Source organism: Streptococcus mitis, assembly GCF_000722755.1.
Taxonomy (GTDB): domain Bacteria; phylum Bacillota; class Bacilli; order Lactobacillales; family Streptococcaceae; genus Streptococcus; species Streptococcus mitis_CM.
This window is the reverse complement of the sequence record NZ_JPFY01000012.1, coordinates 58,556-75,665: the sequence shown is the minus strand read 5'-3', so window position 1 is coordinate 75,665 and position 17,110 is coordinate 58,556. Positions and strand designations below refer to the sequence as shown.

The following is a 17,110-nucleotide window of genomic DNA, read 5'->3' as shown; positions in this document are numbered from 1 at the left end:
TGTATCAGATGAACAGATTTGTCAAAAAGTATATCGTTCATGTTAGGAGCTTATAGAGGATATGCTGGAAATGTTTTATAGATATCCCAGTTTATTTTAAGAATTATCCTTTCTCTGTAACGGATGCAGCTAAGGATGTCTTCATAAAATATATATGAAATTGGTCAAGGCTTGCAAACGACAGGAGTGGAGTTGATGGTAAAGAAAAATAGAAAAAATAAAGCAAAGATTACTGATATAGAAAGAGAAAGATACCACGGGCCTTTGATTACACAGGGTGTCAGTTTAGGTTATATTAAATTATATCCATGGATTGCTTTAGCATTAACTGGTTTTCTGTATGTGGGTGGAACTTATGAAGACAATCTAGGCATCTTTAAAGGACTTTCTTTGTTTTGCGGTGTTGTGAATATATTAGGTATTATCATTTCCTTTATTCCCTATTTGGTAAACGCATGGAAGACTTTAACATATTATTTGATAGCCCTTACAGTGTTAAGCTTAGTGATAGTTACAAATTTTATTTGTTTACTAATAGTTATTTCAGACGGTAGTTCTATAGGAGCTAGGGAGATATATCAATCCCCTCTCACTCCATTTTATGTAATATTGATGATGTTCCTTTTTATCTTTGCTTGTGGCCTCTATGCTTGGTACTATATCCCAAAGAATCAGGGGAAAGTCTGGGCTTTTAATCAAGTAAAAGAGGAAGATAGAAAGAAAACATGGTGGAATAATGTTGCTATAGCTTTTGCTGGGGCAACAATCATTCCCGCCCTCCTAACGGGTTATATTCAGAATGCCTTTGGTATTTTATTGGGAATTTTGTTGACCTTGACTTTGCCGGCTGTCATGGTAGATGCAGTTTATGCAGCTATTTATGTAAAAAAGCACCCTAATAGCGATGGATTAGTTTAGAAATGAAACCGTTTGTAAATATCTAAGAAAGGTGCACTTAATTTGCCATTCAAGGGAGATGAAAATTTCTTGACTTCTATACTATAATTGTAATCGCCGATTTAGCTCAGTTGCTAGAGCAAGAGAATCGTAAAGTCTAGGTTACAGGTGAACATATGACTGAAGATTTGCAAAATTAGATATGTAGGAAATAACCGTTAAGACTAGTTCTTATCGGTTATTTATGTTCTTACACAACATTGTTATTGTATCAATTATGTCTATTTTTGTGATGTTGCTAGTGCTTCAACTTGATTGCTACTATTTTTGATGGTGTGAATGTGCTTATAATGTATCTCAGTTAAGTACGAAATTTTTATATCTTTTTTAACACATATTAAAAGTAAAATTAATATCCCTTAATTTTTCTTGACTTAAATTTTTTTAATTGATATACTATTTTTCAGAGAGCTAACAATTATATATAAATGTACTACTCTATTTCCTAGATAATACTTAGTAAAACTTTTTATAACAAAGGCTAGCAAAGTTAAAGTTTTCTATCTATTGGAAGTTAAATAAATATGTAAGGAATTAAAATGAAAAAAAGTACAGTATTGTCATTAACCACAGCTGCAGTTATTTTAGCAGCATATGTCCCTAATGAGGTAGTCTTAGCAGATACATCTAGTTCTGAAGATGCTTTAAGTATCTCTGATAAAGAAAAAGTAGTAGATAAACAAAAAGAAAACAAAGAAAAACATGAAGATATTCATAATGCTATAGAAACTTCAAAGGATACTGAAGAGAAGAAAACAACAGTTATTGAGGAAAAAGAAGTTGTTAGTAAAGAATCTGTGATAGACAATAAAACTAACAATGAAAAAGCAACAATCAAAAAAGAAGATTCCAATCAATACAAAGGAGATAATGCAAACTCGTCTGCAAGTAAAGACACGGAAAATCCCAAAAAAGAAGATAGAGTTGTCTATATTGCTGAATTTAAAGATAAAGAATCTGGAGAAAAAGCAATCAAGGAATTATCAAATCTTAAGAATACAAAAGTTTTATATACTTATGATAGGATTTTTAACGGTAGCGCTATTGAAACAACCAAAGATACTCTGGACAAAATTAAACTAATAGAAGGTATTTCATCGGTTGAAAGGTCACAAAAAGTCCAACCTATGATGAATCATGCTAGAAAAGAAATTGGAGTTGAAGAGGCAATCGATTACCTAAAATCTATCAATGCACCATTTGGGAAAAACTTTGATGGTAGAGGTATGGTCATTTCAAACATCGATACTGGGACTGATTATAGACATAAAGCTATGAGAATAGATGATGATGCCAAAGGCTCAATGAGATTTAAAAAAGAAGACTTAAAAGGTACTGATAAAAATTTCTGGTTGAGTGATAAAATTCCTCATGCTTTCAATTATTATAATGGTGGTAAAATTACTGTAGAAAAAGCTGATGATGGAAGTGATTATTTTGATCCACATGGGATGCATATTGCTGGGATTCTTGCGGGAAATGATACTGAAAAAGATATCAAAAACTTTAACGGAATAGATGGAATTGCGCCTAATGCACAAATTTTCTCTTATAAAATGTACTCTGACGCAGGATCTGGCTTCGCAGGGGATGAAACAATGTTTCATGCTATTGAAGATTCAATCAAACACAATGTTGATGTTGTTTCGGTATCATCTGGCTTTACAGGAACGGGCCTTGTAGGTGAGAAATATTGGCAAGCTATTAGAGCGTTAAGAAAAGCAGGCATTCCAATGGTCGTAGCTACAGGTAACTATGCAACTTCTGCTTCAAGTTCTTCATGGGATTTAGTGGCAAATAATAATCTGAAAATGACCGACACTGGAAATGTAACACGAACTGCAGCACATGAAGATGCGATAGCAGTTGCTTCTGCTAAAAATCAAACAGTTGAGTTTGATAAAGTTAAGATTGGAGGAGAAAGTTTTAAATACAGAAATATAGGGGCCTTTTTCGATAAGAATAAAATCATAACAAACGAAGATGGTTCAAAAGCTCCTAGTAAATTGAAATTTGTATATATAGGCAAAGGTCAAGACCAAGATTTGATAGGTTTGGATCTTAAGGGCAAAATTGCAGTAATGGATAGAATTTATACAAAGGATTTAAAAAATGCTTTTAAACGAGCAACGGATAAGGGCGCACGTGCCATTATGGTTGTAAATACTGTAAATTACTACAATAGAGATAATTGGACAGAGCTCCCAGCTATGGGATATGAGGAGGATGAAGGAACTACTAGTCAAGTTTTCTCAATTTCAGGAGATGATGGTGTAAAGCTATGGAATATGATTAACCCTGATAAAAAAACTAAAGTCAAAAGAAATAATAAAGAAGATTTTAAAGATAAATTGGAGCAATACTATCCAATTGATATGGCAAGCTATAATTCTAATAAACCGAATGTAGGTGATGAAAAAGAAATTGACTTTAAGTTTGCACCTGACACCGACAAAGAACTGTATAAAGAAGATATTATAGTCCCAGCAGGGTCTACATCTTGGGGGCCAAGAACAGATTTACTTTTAAAACCGGATGTTTCAGCACCTGGTAAAAATATTAAATCCACTCTCAATGTCATTAATGGTAAATCAACTTATGGTTATATGTCAGGGACTAGTATGGCAACTCCAATCGTGGCAGCTTCTACTGTTTTGATTAGACCAAAGTTAAAGGAAATGCTTGAAAGACCTGTATTGAAAAATCTTAAGGGAGATGACAAAATAGATCTTACAAGTCTTACAAAAATAGCCCTACAAAATACTGCACGTCCTATGATGGATGCAACGTCTTGGAAAGAAAAAAGTCAATACTTTGCATCACCTAGACAACAGGGGGCAGGGCTAATTAATGTGGCCAATGCTTTGAGAAATGAAGTCGTAGCGACTTTTAAAAACACGGATTCTAAAGGCTTGGTAAACTCTTATGGTTCTATTTCTCTTAAAGAAATAAAAGGAGATAAAAAATATTTTACAATTAAGCTTCACAATACATCAAACAGACCTTTGACCTTTAAAGTTTCAGCATCAACCGTAACTACAGATGCTCTAACTGACAGACTCAAACTGGATGAAACATATAAAGATGAAAAATCTCCAGATGGGAAGCAAATTGTTCCAGAAATTCACCCAGAAAAAGTCAAAGGAGCAAATATCACATTTGAGCATGATGCTTTCACTATAGGCCCAAATTCTAGCTTTGATTTAAATGCAGTTATAAATGTTGGAGAGGCTAAAAATAAAAATAAATTTGTAGAATCATTTATTCATTTTGAGTCAGTGGAAGAAATGGAAGCTCTAAACTCCAATGGGAAGAAAACAAATTTCCAACCTTCTTTGTCGATGCCTCTAATGGGATTTGCTGGAAATTGGAACCACGAACCAATCCTTGATAAATGGGCCTGGGAAGAAGGTTCAAAATCAAAAACAATGGAAGGTTATGATGATGATGGTAAACCGAAAATTCCAGGAACCTTAAATAAGGGGATTGGTGGAGAACATGGTATAGATAAATTTAATCCAGCAGGAGTTATACAAAATAGAAAAGATAAAAATACAACATCTCTAGACCAAAATCCAGAATTATTTGCTTTCAATAACGAAGGGATCAACGCACCATCATCAAGTGGTTCTAAGATCGCTAAAATTTATCCTTTAGATTCAAATGGAAATCCTCAAGATGCTCAACTTGAGAGAGGATTAACGCCTTCTCCACTTGTATTAAGAAGTGCAGAAGAAGGATTGATTTCAATAGTAAATACAAATAAAGAGGGAGAAAATCAAATCGACTTAAAAGTCATTTCGAGAGAACACTTTATTAAAGGAATTTTAAACTCTAAAAGAAATGATGCAAAGGGAATCAAATCTTCTAAACTAAAAGTTTGGGGTGACTTGAAATGGGATGGACTCATCTATAACCCTAGAGGGAAAGAAGAAAATGCACCAGAAAGCAAGGATACCAAAGATCCTGCTACTAAGATAAGAGGTCAATTTGAACCAATTGCAGAAGGTCAATATTTCTATAAATTTAAATATAGATTAACGAAGGATTACCCATGGCAGGTTTCCTATATTCCTGTAAAAATTGATAACACAGCCCCTAAGATTGTTTCTGTTGATTTTTCAAATCCTGAAAAAATTAAGCTGATTACAAAGGATACTTATCACAAGGTAAAAGAGCAATACAAGAATGAAACGCTATTTGCGAGAGATCAGAAAGAACATCCTGAAAAATTTGACGAGATTGCCAACGAAGTTTGGTATGCAGGAGCTGCTCTGGTTAATGAAGATGGAGAGGTTGAGAAAAATCTTGAAGTAACTTATGCAGGTGAGGGTCAAGGAAGAAATAGGAAACTTGACAAAGACGGAAATACCATTTATGAAATTAAAGGTGCAGGAGATTTAAGAGGAAAAATCATTGAAGTCATTGCATTAGATGGCTCTAGCAATTTCACAAAGATTCATAGAATTAAATTTGCTGATCATGCTGATGAAAAGGGGATGATTTCTTATTATCTAGTAGATCCTGATCAAGATTCATCTAAATACCAAAAACTTGGGGAGATTTCTGAATCTAAATTTAAAAATTTAGAAAATAGAAAAGAGGATAGTCTTAAAAAAGATACAACTGAGGTAGAACATCATCAAGGAAATGAAGAGTCTATCGAAGAAAAATCTAGCTTTACTATCAATAAAGCCATTTCAACAATTAGAGATTTTGAAAGCAAAGACTTAAAAAAACTCATTAAAAAGAAATTTAGAGAAGTTGATGACTTTACAAGTGAAACTGGTAAGAGAATAGAGGAATACGATTATAAATACGATGATAAGGGAAATATCATTGCTTATGACGATGGTAGTGCCTTAGAATATGAAACTGAAAAACTTGACGAAATCAAATCAAAAATTTATGGTGTTCTAAGCCCATCTAAAGATGGACACTTTGAAATTCTTGGAAAGATAAGTAATGTTTCTAAAAATGCCAAGGTATATTATGGAAATAACTATAAATCGATAGAAATCAAAACGACCAAGTATGATTCGCATTCAAAAACGATGACATTTGATTTATACGCTAATGTTAATGATATTGTGGATGGTTTAGCTTTTGCAGGAGATATGAGATTCTTTGTTAAAGATGATGATCAGATAAAAGCTGAGACTAAAATTAGAATGCCTGAAAAAAATAAGGAAACTAAAACGGAATATCCCTATGCATCAAGTTATGGGAATGTAATAGAATTAGGAGAAGGAGATCTTTCAAAAAATAAACCAACCAATTTAACGGAAATGGAAACAGGGAAGATCTATTCTGATTCAGAAAAACAACAATATCTATTAAAGGATAACATCATTCTAAGAAAAGGCTATGCACTAAAAGTGACTACCTATAATCCTGGAAAAACGGATATGTTAGAAGGAAATGGAGTTTATAGCCAGGAAGATATAGCAAAAATCCAAAAGGCCAATCCTAATCTAAGAGTCTTATCAGAAAAAATAATTTATGCTGATAGTAGAAATGTTGAAGATGGAAGAAGTACTCAATCAGTATTAATGTCGGCTTTGGACGGCTTTAACATTGTAAGGTATCAAGTGTTTACCTTTAAAATGAATGATAAAGGGGAAGCAATCGATAAAGATGGAAATCTTGTTACAGATTCTTCTAAACTGGTATTATTTGGTAAGGATGGTAAAGAGTACACAGGAGAGGATAAGTCCAATGTAGAAGCTATAAAAGAAGATGGCTCTACATTATTTATTGATGCAAAACCAGTAAATCTTTCAATGGACAAGAACTACTTTAATCCATCTAAATCTAATAAAATTTATGTACGAAATCCAGAATTCTATTTAAGAGGTAAGATTTCTGATAAGGGTGGTTTTAACTGGGAGTTGAGAGTTAATGAATCGGTTGTAGATAATTATTTAATCTATGGAGATTTACACATTGATAACACTAGAGATTTTAACATTAAGCTTAATGTTAAAGATGGTGACATCATGGACTGGGGGATGAAAGACTATAAAGCAAACGGATTCCCAGATAAGGTAACTGATATGGATGGAAACGTTTATCTTCAAACTGGCTATAGTGATTTGAATGCGAAAGCGGTTGGAGTACACTATCAATTTTTATATGATAATGTTAAACCAGAAGTAAACATTGATCCAAAAGGAAATACTAGTATCGAATATGCTAAGGGAAAATCTGTAGTCTTTAATATCAATGATAAAAGAAATAATGGATTCGATGGTGAGATTCAAGAACAACATATTTATGTAAATGGAAAAGAATATAAATCATTTGCTGATATTAAACAAATAGCAGATAAGACACTAAACATTAAGATAGTTGTAAAAGATTTTGCAAGAAATACGACCGTAAAAGAATTCATTTTAAACAAAGATACGGGAGAGGTAAGTGAATTAAAACCTCAGATGGTAACTGTGACCATTCAAAATGGAAAAGAAATGAGTTCAACGATAGTGTCGGAAGAAGATTTCATTTTACCTGTCTATAAGGGTGAATTAGAAAAAGGATATCAATTTGATGGCTGGGAAATTTCTGGTTTCGAAGGGAAAAAAGATGCTGGCTATGTTATCAATCTATCAAAAGATACCCTTATAAAACCTGTATTCAAGAAAATAGAGGAGAAAAAGGAAGAGGAAAATAAACCTACTTTTGATGTATCTAAAAAGAAAGATAAGGCGCAAGTAAATCAAAGTAATAGAAAAGAGGACTTACAAAGAGCAAATCATTCACAAAAATCTGATTCAACTAAGGATGTTATAATTACAGTTCTTGATAAAAACTTTGAAAATAAGAAGGAAGTCTATCTTAATAAACAAGCGAACATAGCTAATAAACATACTAACATTGATAGTAAGTCGGATACTAACCATTCTGACAGGTTGCCAAAAACCGGAACAGTTAGAGCAGTTCTTACACCATTTATTGCTGGAATATTGTTTATAGTAGGAGCACTTCTTGGATTGAAGAAAAAAGATCAAGATTAAGACAAAATCTATAGAAAAAATGTTTATGTGTTGAGATTAGATACTGTGATGGTTAAACAGTTTGTTGACAATTACTATTTAATACTTAATTCTTAAGTTTACATTGACAATTATAAACTCTTAGAATGTATTAATGGCCTTCATTTAGATAACAAAAAATCTTCTTATTAAAAATAGGAAGATTTTTTGGATTTTACCAATTTCATAAAATACAGTATCGAACTATATATTTAAAATTGTGCTTTTACAATTATATTAAAAACTCAAGATTTATTTGATGAAGTACAGTCTATATGAAATATGATAAGAAACTACACCTATCAGAGTTTTTATAAATATAAGTGAATAATATGAAAGAATAGCTCCCTTTAATTATCATAGTTAGACTATAAAAATATATAAAATTCTTAAGAATTATGGTATAATTTATGTTAATAAACTCGATATAGAATTTAATGTATGATTCTATTGATGCCAATATTTAAGGTTTAGTTGATTGGTTTTCTTTTGAAAACCCATCCATTCATGGATACTGACAAACCTTGCGAATTTGTCTAAGATATAGATGAAATATAGTTAAAAATAGGAGGAATACTATGAATAAGAAACATTTTGAAGAGAAAAATGGTCCGAAATCAACTGTATCGAAGGTAGTGAAAGGATCTTCTCCATCTAAGATTAGGGGCAAGTTTTTTAAAATAAAAGTCTATATTGGCATTGCCATTAGTCTCTTGGTCGTTGCAATCCTAGCAAGCCTCTTCTTATTCTCACCTAACGCAAAGAAAGAGTCAAATGAAGCCATTTCTTCAGTTGCTAAAAAAGAGAACACAAGTAAAGAAGCGATAGATACTTCGAAAGCGTCTGAGAATGAGAAGAAGAAAGAAGAGGAGATTCAAAAACTCAAGGAACAGCTAACCAGTTTAGATAGCAAGATCTCTGAGTCAGAGAAGGTAGTTAGCAAGCTAAAAGAAGAAACTGCAGTTCCGAAACTGGATATTGAAGCATTAAGAAATAATGATTTATCTAGTTTGAAAGGCACATGGCGTACACCGTCGGGCAATGAATATGTCATTAATGAGTCTGGTGAAATTTATATAACTAGCTTTAGAGATGGTCAAAAATTTGAATATACTGTTGAATTGGACAATAGTTACTCTCATCTGAAAAATCGAAGTTCAGATTCCAACTTTAAAGAAGTTGAAAGTCTAAGTGCACACACTAAAGGTTCTGTCGCAGGAGGATTTGTGGTAGTTGCCGTACCAAGTGGAGTTGTCATGCAACCTGGTGATGATGGAAAACTGACAGATAAAAGCAATCATGACGAGGAGAGACTGTTTGCAGGACAGCAGTATGAAGCGATGTTGTCGAGACCAGAAGATGTTTATTATCGTGTAAAACCAGATACTAGTAAACTTGAGGAAGAGGAGAAGAATTTAGCTCAACTACAGGCTGAACGAGAAGCCATCAAAACTTCTCTAGAATCTAAGGAAAAGAAAAATACGAACTAGAAAAAACTAGTTTAGAATCTAACTTTCGATTGTTTTAGTTTAGAAATACTGTTGCAATCGCTAGAATGAAGAAGCTCATTAGGGCTTCTTTTTCTTTCATTTTAATTATTGAACCACTTAGACCGAGATAGAGACCAGATGGGCAAAAGAACTTGTTCTTGAAACTGACCTCTGCTATAATGATTTTTATAAGGGACGGGAGGCGTCACTATCAGATAACTCAAGTTCCTAAAAAAGAAATTGGAGATAAAAATGAAAAAATTATTAGGTATTGGATTCTTGCTAGTTTCAGCTTTGATTTTGTATTTTGGTTCTGTTGGGTGGCCAAGTTTGGATGTCAACCCATGGTCACTCATTCCGGTAGGTTTGTTCCTCTTTTTCACTCTAGAGAATTTTTTGAAAAAAGACTACAAGGCTAGTCTGATGTGTTTAATTATTGCTTTTATCATTGCAAATGCAATTTTAGACCTTTTGCCAATTTCAAGTGGCTTGGTAATTGGAGCGGGCGTACTAGCTTGCATTGGTATTGGATACCTCTTTCCTGATAAAGATACAAAAGAAGACAAATAGAAAAGGCCTCGAGGTTTCTCGAGACCCTTTTTTACTTACCAGCGTAATATTTTTGAATTCCTTTCACGATACCTGCTACAAGCTTATCTTGATAGTGGCTATCTCGAATCTGTTGATTTTCAGCGAAATTATCTATATAACCAAGCTCTAGGAGGACGGCTGGTTTAGCAGTTTCTCGAAGAACGGCAAAGCTTCTTTCCAATAAACCAGCATCTTTAGCACCCGTCTCAGCTAACAATGAAGAGTGGATAGCTGCTGCGAGGCGCTTGCTCTCACTCATACGGTCAGGATGGTTATGCCAGTATGGGTTGATTTTACTTGGATAATCAGGATCATCACTATAGGAATAGGTTTGAATTCCACTAGATTTTGAGTATGCATTACCAGTCGCATTGAAGTGAATACTGATAAAGATGTCAGAGTTAGTCTTGTTAACCATACGAGAACGTTCTGTAACAAAATCTACATCAATATCACTATCACGTGAAGTGAGAACTTTGTAGCCAAGTTCTTCTAACTTTTTGCGTAATTTACGATACACCTGCATGTTGAGGTCTTTTTCAGCGACATTGTAATAGTATGCACCTGAGTCTCTTCCACCATGTCCAGGATCTAAAAAGATGGTTCTACTGTATTGGCCTTTTACAAACCCAACTTCTTTTGAGACCTCAGAAATCCATTGACCATTTTTGTGGAATAGATGGTCTCTACCGTCAATTTTGTAAGTTCCGGAAACATAATGTCCGTTATCATCTAAGTAGTAGCGAGCCTTATAAGTGTCGTCGTAAATCCACTCTTTTTTAGCCATATAACCACCAGCTTTGAGATAGTAAGCTCCAATCCATTCTTTTGATGCATACATTCCACCACGCTTCAAAAAGAACCAGCTGTTATAGTTTTTATCAAATATCCATTCATTATCAGCCATGGCTCCATTGGTTTTTAGATAATAGCTTCCCGACCATTTATCGGCTAACATAGCTCCATCTTGAGCAAAAGAATACCAAGAACCGCTGATTTTTTCCCATTTGTTTTGGACAAATTTTCCAGATGCGTTCGCATAGAACCAGGTATCTTTAATTTTTACCCAGCTATTTTCAGCCATAGCACCACTGTTATTAAATAGGTAGCCCTTAAATGTAGTTGAGCTCAACATGATTCCCTTTTTATCAAAGTAGTACCAAGAACCATTGACTTTCTCCCACTTTTCCTGAGAGATTTTTCCAGAGGATGTGGCATAATACCAATTTTGGTCGATTTTTGCCCAGCCGTTTGTGGCCATAGCTCCACTTTTGGTCAGTAAATAGTTATCAAAAGTTGTATTACTAAGCATGATTCCATCTTTGTCAAAGTAATACCAAGCACCACCAATTTTCTCCCATTTATTCTGAGAAATTTTTCCAGAAGAATTAGCGAAGTACCATTTTCCATTGATAAAGTTCCAACCGTTTTCAGCCATCACTCCATCTTTATTGAAAACATAACCATCAAAGGTTGTATTGCTTAGTCGATGGCCATCTTTATTGAAGTAGTACCACTTTCCTTGGATTTTTTTCCAGTTGGTAACAGGTTTGTTGTGTTCGTAAAAGCGCCAGTTATTATTTTCTTCCTGCCAACCTTCTTTGACTTTTTCAACTTTTTCTTCTTTTTTTACTTCAGACTTCTTCTCTTCTGTGGCGGGAGTTTTTTTCTCTGTTTTTTCTTCTTTATCATCAATTTTAGAAGAATTGTCTGTTTTTTCGACCTTCTCTTTCGATTTTTCTTGGTTTTCGATTTTTGAAGTACTTGAATGAGGAATTGTTACATTTTCGCGTACTGACTCTGCTTTATTTTCTTGAGCTTGGGCAGTTGTTTGAGTGTATCCTAAAATAGATAAGGCAACTGCACTAGCAAGTAAAACCTTTTTCATATTAAACTCCTTTTGTTTTTTTGCTTATTATAATAAAATCTTGCTGATTTCTCAACTATCAAACTGAACTTCTTCTAGTAGATAGTCAATAAAGCGTTCGCCCATCTTAGATAGGCTGGTTTTTTCATGCTGGATATAGACCAGCTCAATTGGGTCATCAATATCCAGTGGGATAGAAACGATATTGTCTCCGTTGAGGTTGCTGTTCAAAATCCCTGTCGCAATGGTATAACCATCCAAACCAATCAAGAGATTAAAGAGGGTAGCACGGTCGCTGACTACGATAGATTTTTTGTGGTATTCCTGCGAGAGAATCTCTTCTGAAAAGTAGAAGGAGTTGTGCGTCCCTTGGTCATAGCTGAGGTAAGGGAAGTTCTCCAAGTCTTCTAGTTTGACCTTATCTTTCTTTGCCAGAGGATTGGTCTTGCTGACAAAGATATGAGGCTGGGCGGTAAAAAGATGGTGAGCCAGCAGGTGGTTGTCATCCAGCATTTTGGTTAAAACATCACGGTTGTAGCTGTTAAAAAATAAGACACCGACCTCACTACGGAAGTTCTTGACGTCGTCGATAATCTCCCAAGTACGAGTTTCACGAAGGAAGAGCTCGTATTTTTCCATATCACTTTTCTTGAGTAGAGAGACAAAGGCATTGACCACAAAGGCATAGTGTTGAGACGAAACGCTAAAGAGTTCGCGGTGGGCGACAGGATTTTTATAACGTTCCTCCAGAAGTTGAGTTTGCTCGACAACCTGACGGGCATAGGAGAGAAACTCCATCCCATCACGGGTCAAGGTGATACCCTTGGGATTGCGGATAAAGATCTCAATCCCCATTTCATTTTCCAAATCTCTCACAGCATTGGAAAGACTCGGCTGGGTGATAAAGAGCTGCTTAGCTGCCTCATTCATAGAGCCAGTTTCGACGATTTTGATAATATAGTGTAATTGTTGAATTCTCATGTTTTTATTGTACCACACTTGCGTCAGAATCGCCAAAGATGATAGGAAAATAAGGGGCATTGTGTGAGTCTCTTCTTGAAAAAAACACAAAATTTTGCTAGAATGAGTCTTATGAAAACATTCTATGATGTGCAGCAATTCCTCAAACGATTTGGTATTATTGTTTACATGGGAAAACGCTTATATGATATTGAACTGATGAAGTTGGAGCTCTCTCGAATTTACGATGCAGGGTTGATGGACAAATTAGACTATTTAGAGGCAGAAGCAGTTCTTCGCAGAGAGCACAAGGTAGAATTGGATTATATTGAGAAAAATGGAGAAATGAACTAATGGTTACTTGGATTTTGTTGGCACTTATACTAGCAATGTTGGCGTGGATGGGCTTTAACTATCTCCGTATTCGTCGTGCGGCTAAAATCGTAGACAATGAGGAGTTTGAAGCCTTGATTCGTACGGGTCAATTGATTGATTTGCGTGAGCCAGCTGAATTCCACAGAAAACATATCCTTGGTGCACGCAATATTCCTTCAAGTCATTTGAAGACTAGTCTTGCAGCCCTTCGTAAGGAGAAACCTGTCCTTCTTTACGAAAATCAACGTGCGCAACGTGTCACAAATGCAGCACTCTATCTGAAAAAGCAAGGTTTCTCTGAGATTTATATCCTTTCTTATGGCTTGGATTCTTGGAAAGGAAAAGTGAAGACTAATTAACATAAGCTAAATTCTCAAACTAAGTTTCGCTTTGGGTAGACAAGTGGAACTTAGTTTGAGAGATTGCTATAATTAATATTATGAAAAAACTTATAGTATTATATAGACAAAACCTATTTCTTTTGATATAATTTAGTAGTAATAATTTTAGGAGTTTTATAATATGAAAGAAAAGAAGAAATCTTCCCTTGTTTTAGGTATCCTATCTATCGTTCTTGGTTTCCTACTACCAGTGGTAGGGCTTGTTTTGGGAATTATTGGATTAGTGTTAGCTAATTCACATCAAAAAGAGTCTGAGCTGGACTATAAAACAGAAAAAATACTTGGTATCGTAGGTATTGTAATTTCTGTAATTATGTGGATTTTAGGATTTATAGTTCTTATGAATATATCAGCTTAACAATAAAACATTTTATTGTTAAACTCACCCCGAAAGTTAGCAGAAAAATCTAGCTTTTGGGGTGTTTTATTATGAAAATAACTTATGAGGATAAAGTTCAGAGCTATGAACATAAAAAGCAAGGTCAAAGCTTAAAGCAACTTTCAAAAAGATTTAGTGTGGATGTTTCTGGGCTAAGATACATGATGAGATTGATTGAACATTTCGGAATAGAAAGTATCAAAAAAGTTAAAAATTATCACTATTCTCCAGAACCAAAACAAGAAATGATTGATAAATTTTTCCTTGTAGGTTGATTACAAATAAGAAAACGAGCTTGGATGTTTCCGAGCTCATTTTTTAACCACTTTTTCTGAGTAAGTCACGAATGCTTGTCAACTCTTGTGAGTTTAGGGGACGGTAGTCTCCTTCTTGAAGATTCTGATCTAAGCTCCAAGGTCCAAAACAGGTACGTTTGAGGGAGGTCACCTTGACACCAACTGAGAGGAACATTTTTTTAACCTGATGAAATTTTCCTTCTGAAATGGTGATGGAGGCTCGACTGAGGGAAGAACTTGCAGATAGAATTTCTAGTCTTGCAGCTTTACAGACAGTACCATCTAAAAAGACAATTCCCTTTTGAAAGGCTTGGATATGGTCAGGTGTTAGAAGTCCATTGACCTCAACTCGATAAGTTTTATCGACATGATATTGGGGATGGAGGAGCTGGAAGCCCAAGGGACCGTTATCGGTCAAGAGGAGGAGTCCTGTCGTATCTCGATCCAGTCGGCCGACGGCATAGAGCTTGTCAGACTGGATGTCAGGTGACAGCAGGTCCATGACAGTTGGAAGTTCCCTGTCTTTATTGGCTGTAACGACACCAGCAGGTTTATGAAGCATAAGATAGGTGTGCTCATAGCCTTGAATGATACGGTCCTGAAAAAGGAGTTCTTGTAGTCCTGTATCGATATTTTGAGCTAGGGAGCGGGCTGGGCAACCATCGACTAGAATTTCTCCTCTGAGTAAGGCTTGTTTCATGGCCTTTCGGCTAACTTTTTCTTGGGCTAATAAATTATCTAAACGCATACTGTGCCTATCTTATCATAAGTCGCTTGCTTTGAAAAGGCTTGACGTGAAAAGAAAAGCAGAGTGAAAACATTTACACTTGCTTGAATTATGTTATTTACTTGAAATTATGGTATAATCGTTCAGTTAGAAAATAAATTTTGAATATTATAGAGGAAATCATGACAAAATTAAGAGAAGATATCCGTAACATTGCGATTATCGCCCACGTTGACCACGGTAAAACAACCCTCGTTGACGAATTATTGAAACAATCAGAAACGCTTGATGCACGTACTGAATTGGCAGAGCGTGCTATGGACTCAAACGATATCGAAAAAGAGCGTGGAATTACCATCCTTGCTAAAAATACGGCCGTTGCCTACAACGGAACTCGTATCAACATCATGGATACACCAGGACACGCGGACTTTGGTGGAGAAGTTGAGCGTATCATGAAAATGGTTGACGGTGTTGTCTTGGTCGTAGATGCCTATGAAGGAACAATGCCACAGACTCGTTTCGTATTGAAAAAAGCTTTGGAACAAGACCTTGTGCCAATCGTGGTTGTTAACAAAATCGATAAACCATCAGCTCGTCCAGCAGAAGTAGTGGACGAGGTCTTGGAACTTTTCATCGAGCTTGGTGCAGATGACGACCAGCTTGACTTCCCAGTGGTATATGCTTCAGCGATCAACGGAACTTCTTCATTGTCAGATGATCCAGCTGACCAAGAAGCGACTATGGCACCAATCTTTGACACAATTATCGACCACATCCCAGCTCCAGTAGATAACTCAGATGAGCCTTTGCAGTTCCAAGTATCACTTTTGGACTACAACGACTTTGTTGGACGTATCGGTATCGGTCGTGTCTTCCGTGGTACTGTTAAAGTTGGTGACCAAGTTACCCTTTCTAAACTTGATGGCACAACTAAAAACTTCCGTGTTACAAAACTCTTTGGTTTCTTTGGTTTGGAACGTCGTGAAATCCAAGAAGCCAAAGCAGGTGACTTGATTGCCGTTTCAGGTATGGAAGATATCTTTGTCGGTGAAACCATTACTCCGACAGATGCAGTAGAGGCTCTTCCAATCCTACACATCGATGAGCCAACTCTTCAAATGACATTCTTGGTCAACAACTCACCATTTGCTGGTAAAGAAGGTAAATGGGTAACTTCTCGTAAGGTAGAAGAACGCTTGCAGGCAGAATTGCAAACAGACGTTTCCCTTCGTGTTGACCCAACTGATTCACCAGATAAATGGACTGTTTCAGGTCGTGGAGAATTGCACTTGTCAATCCTTATCGAAACAATGCGTCGTGAGGGATATGAACTTCAAGTATCTCGTCCAGAAGTTATCGTAAAAGAAATCGATGGGGTTAAATGTGAGCCATTTGAACGTGTTCAAATCGACACTCCAGAAGAATACCAAGGATCTGTTATCCAAAGCCTTTCTGAACGTAAAGGTGAAATGTTGGATATGATTTCAACTGGTAATGGTCAAACTCGTTTGGTCTTCCTTGTTCCTGCGCGTGGTTTGATTGGATACTCAACTGAGTTCTTGTCAATGACTCGTGGTTACGGTATCATGAACCATACCTTTGACCAATACTTGCCATTGATTCCAGGGGAAATTGGTGGTCGTCACCGTGGTGCCCTTGTTTCTATCGATGCTGGTAAGGCTACAACTTACTCAATCATGTCTATCGAAGAACGTGGTACAATCTTTGTCAACCCAGGTACTGAGGTTTATGAAGGAATGATCATCGGTGAAAACTCTCGTGAAAACGACTTGACCGTTAACATCACTAAGGCAAAACAAATGACCAACGTTCGTTCAGCTACTAAGGACCAAACAGCTGTTATCAAGACACCTCGTATCTTGACCCTTGAAGAGTCTCTTGAGTTCTTGAATGATGATGAGTACATGGAAGTAACTCCTGAGTCTATCCGTTTGCGTAAACAAATCCTTAACAAGGCAGAGCGTGAGAAAGCTAACAAGAAGAAAAAATCAGCTGAATAAGAGCTAGAA

At 35.7% G+C, this 17,110-nt stretch carries 11 protein-coding genes and 1 pseudogene; 9 read left to right on the top strand and 3 right to left on the bottom strand.

Annotated elements, in window-relative coordinates:
• The first annotated feature begins 195 nt into the window (after positions 1-195).
• From SK578_RS02685 to SK578_RS02670, 4 genes are all read left to right on the top strand, one after another.
• A complete protein-coding gene (locus SK578_RS02685; protein ID WP_042750352.1) occupies positions 196-918 on the top strand; it encodes a hypothetical protein in 723 nt (240 codons plus the stop codon).
• Between the two features lie 578 nt (positions 919-1,496).
• Positions 1,497-7,973, top strand: a complete 6,477-nt coding sequence (locus SK578_RS02680) for a S8 family serine peptidase (protein WP_042750351.1) — start codon at positions 1,497-1,499, stop codon at positions 7,971-7,973.
• Positions 7,974-8,569: 596 nt separating this feature from the next.
• Entirely contained in the window at positions 8,570-9,481 is a 912-nt protein-coding gene (locus tag SK578_RS02675) for a DUF6287 domain-containing protein (RefSeq protein WP_042750349.1), read from the top strand.
• Between the two features lie 252 nt (positions 9,482-9,733).
• Positions 9,734-10,051, top strand: a complete 318-nt coding sequence (locus tag SK578_RS02670) for a hypothetical protein (RefSeq protein ID WP_042750347.1) — start codon at positions 9,734-9,736, stop codon at positions 10,049-10,051.
• Between the two features lie 31 nt (positions 10,052-10,082).
• Here the strand turns inward: SK578_RS02670 and SK578_RS02665 are convergent, their stop codons facing one another.
• On the bottom strand, positions 10,083-11,960 hold the full coding sequence (locus tag SK578_RS02665; protein WP_042750345.1) for an N-acetylmuramoyl-L-alanine amidase: 1,878 nt from the start codon (positions 11,958-11,960) through the stop codon (positions 10,083-10,085).
• Positions 11,961-12,011: 51 nt separating this feature from the next.
• Positions 12,012-12,920, bottom strand: a complete 909-nt coding sequence (locus tag SK578_RS02660; RefSeq protein WP_042750500.1) for a LysR family transcriptional regulator — start codon at positions 12,918-12,920, stop codon at positions 12,012-12,014.
• Between the two features lie 63 nt (positions 12,921-12,983).
• Here SK578_RS02660 and SK578_RS02655 point away from each other — a divergent pair, with 63 nt between their 5' ends.
• The 4 genes and pseudogenes from SK578_RS02655 to SK578_RS11005 all read left to right on the top strand — a co-directional run.
• On the top strand, positions 12,984-13,253 hold the full coding sequence (locus SK578_RS02655; RefSeq protein ID WP_004261684.1) for a YqgQ family protein: 270 nt from the start codon (positions 12,984-12,986) through the stop codon (positions 13,251-13,253).
• The gene (locus SK578_RS02650; protein WP_004261682.1) at positions 13,253-13,633 is read left to right on the top strand and encodes a rhodanese-like domain-containing protein; all 381 of its coding nucleotides are present in this window, start codon (positions 13,253-13,255) and stop codon (positions 13,631-13,633) included. Before SK578_RS02655 ends, SK578_RS02650 begins: the two co-directional genes overlap by 1 nt.
• Before the next feature lie 163 nt (positions 13,634-13,796).
• Positions 13,797-14,033, top strand: a complete 237-nt coding sequence (locus SK578_RS02645) for a hypothetical protein (protein ID WP_004261680.1) — start codon at positions 13,797-13,799, stop codon at positions 14,031-14,033.
• A gap of 71 nt (positions 14,034-14,104) precedes the next feature.
• Positions 14,105-14,311: pseudogene (locus SK578_RS11005) on the top strand (IS3 family transposase); the annotation flags it as partial.
• A 61-nt stretch (positions 14,312-14,372) separates the two neighbouring features.
• Here the strand turns inward: SK578_RS11005 and SK578_RS02635 are convergent.
• Entirely contained in the window at positions 14,373-15,098 is a 726-nt protein-coding gene (locus SK578_RS02635) for a 16S rRNA pseudouridine(516) synthase (protein WP_042750342.1), read from the bottom strand.
• A 161-nt stretch (positions 15,099-15,259) separates the two neighbouring features.
• Between SK578_RS02635 and typA the strand changes: the two genes are divergently transcribed.
• Positions 15,260-17,101 (top strand): translational GTPase TypA, encoded by a 1,842-nt coding sequence (gene typA / locus SK578_RS02630; protein WP_000164111.1) that lies wholly within the window; start codon positions 15,260-15,262, stop codon positions 17,099-17,101.
• Positions 17,102-17,110: the final 9 nt, after the last annotated feature.

Excerpts from the sequence above, each read along its gene's own strand:
- SK578_RS02650 (WP_004261682.1), top strand. The coding sequence starts at position 13,253 with ATGGTTACTTGGATTTTGTTGGCACTTATACTAGCAATGTTGGCGTGG.
- SK578_RS02645 (WP_004261680.1), top strand. The coding sequence starts at position 13,797 with ATGAAAGAAAAGAAGAAATCTTCCCTTGTTTTAGGTATCCTATCTATC.
- SK578_RS02680 (WP_042750351.1), top strand. The coding sequence starts at position 1,497 with ATGAAAAAAAGTACAGTATTGTCATTAACCACAGCTGCAGTTATTTTA.
- SK578_RS02685 (WP_042750352.1), top strand. The coding sequence starts at position 196 with ATGGTAAAGAAAAATAGAAAAAATAAAGCAAAGATTACTGATATAGAA.
- SK578_RS02665 (WP_042750345.1), bottom strand. The coding sequence starts at position 11,960 with ATGAAAAAGGTTTTACTTGCTAGTGCAGTTGCCTTATCTATTTTAGGA.
- SK578_RS02670 (WP_042750347.1), top strand. The coding sequence starts at position 9,734 with ATGAAAAAATTATTAGGTATTGGATTCTTGCTAGTTTCAGCTTTGATT.
- SK578_RS02675 (WP_042750349.1), top strand. The coding sequence starts at position 8,570 with ATGAATAAGAAACATTTTGAAGAGAAAAATGGTCCGAAATCAACTGTA.
- typA (WP_000164111.1), top strand. The coding sequence starts at position 15,260 with ATGACAAAATTAAGAGAAGATATCCGTAACATTGCGATTATCGCCCAC.
- SK578_RS02660 (WP_042750500.1), bottom strand. The coding sequence starts at position 12,920 with ATGAGAATTCAACAATTACACTATATTATCAAAATCGTCGAAACTGGC.
- SK578_RS02635 (WP_042750342.1), bottom strand. The coding sequence starts at position 15,098 with ATGCGTTTAGATAATTTATTAGCCCAAGAAAAAGTTAGCCGAAAGGCC.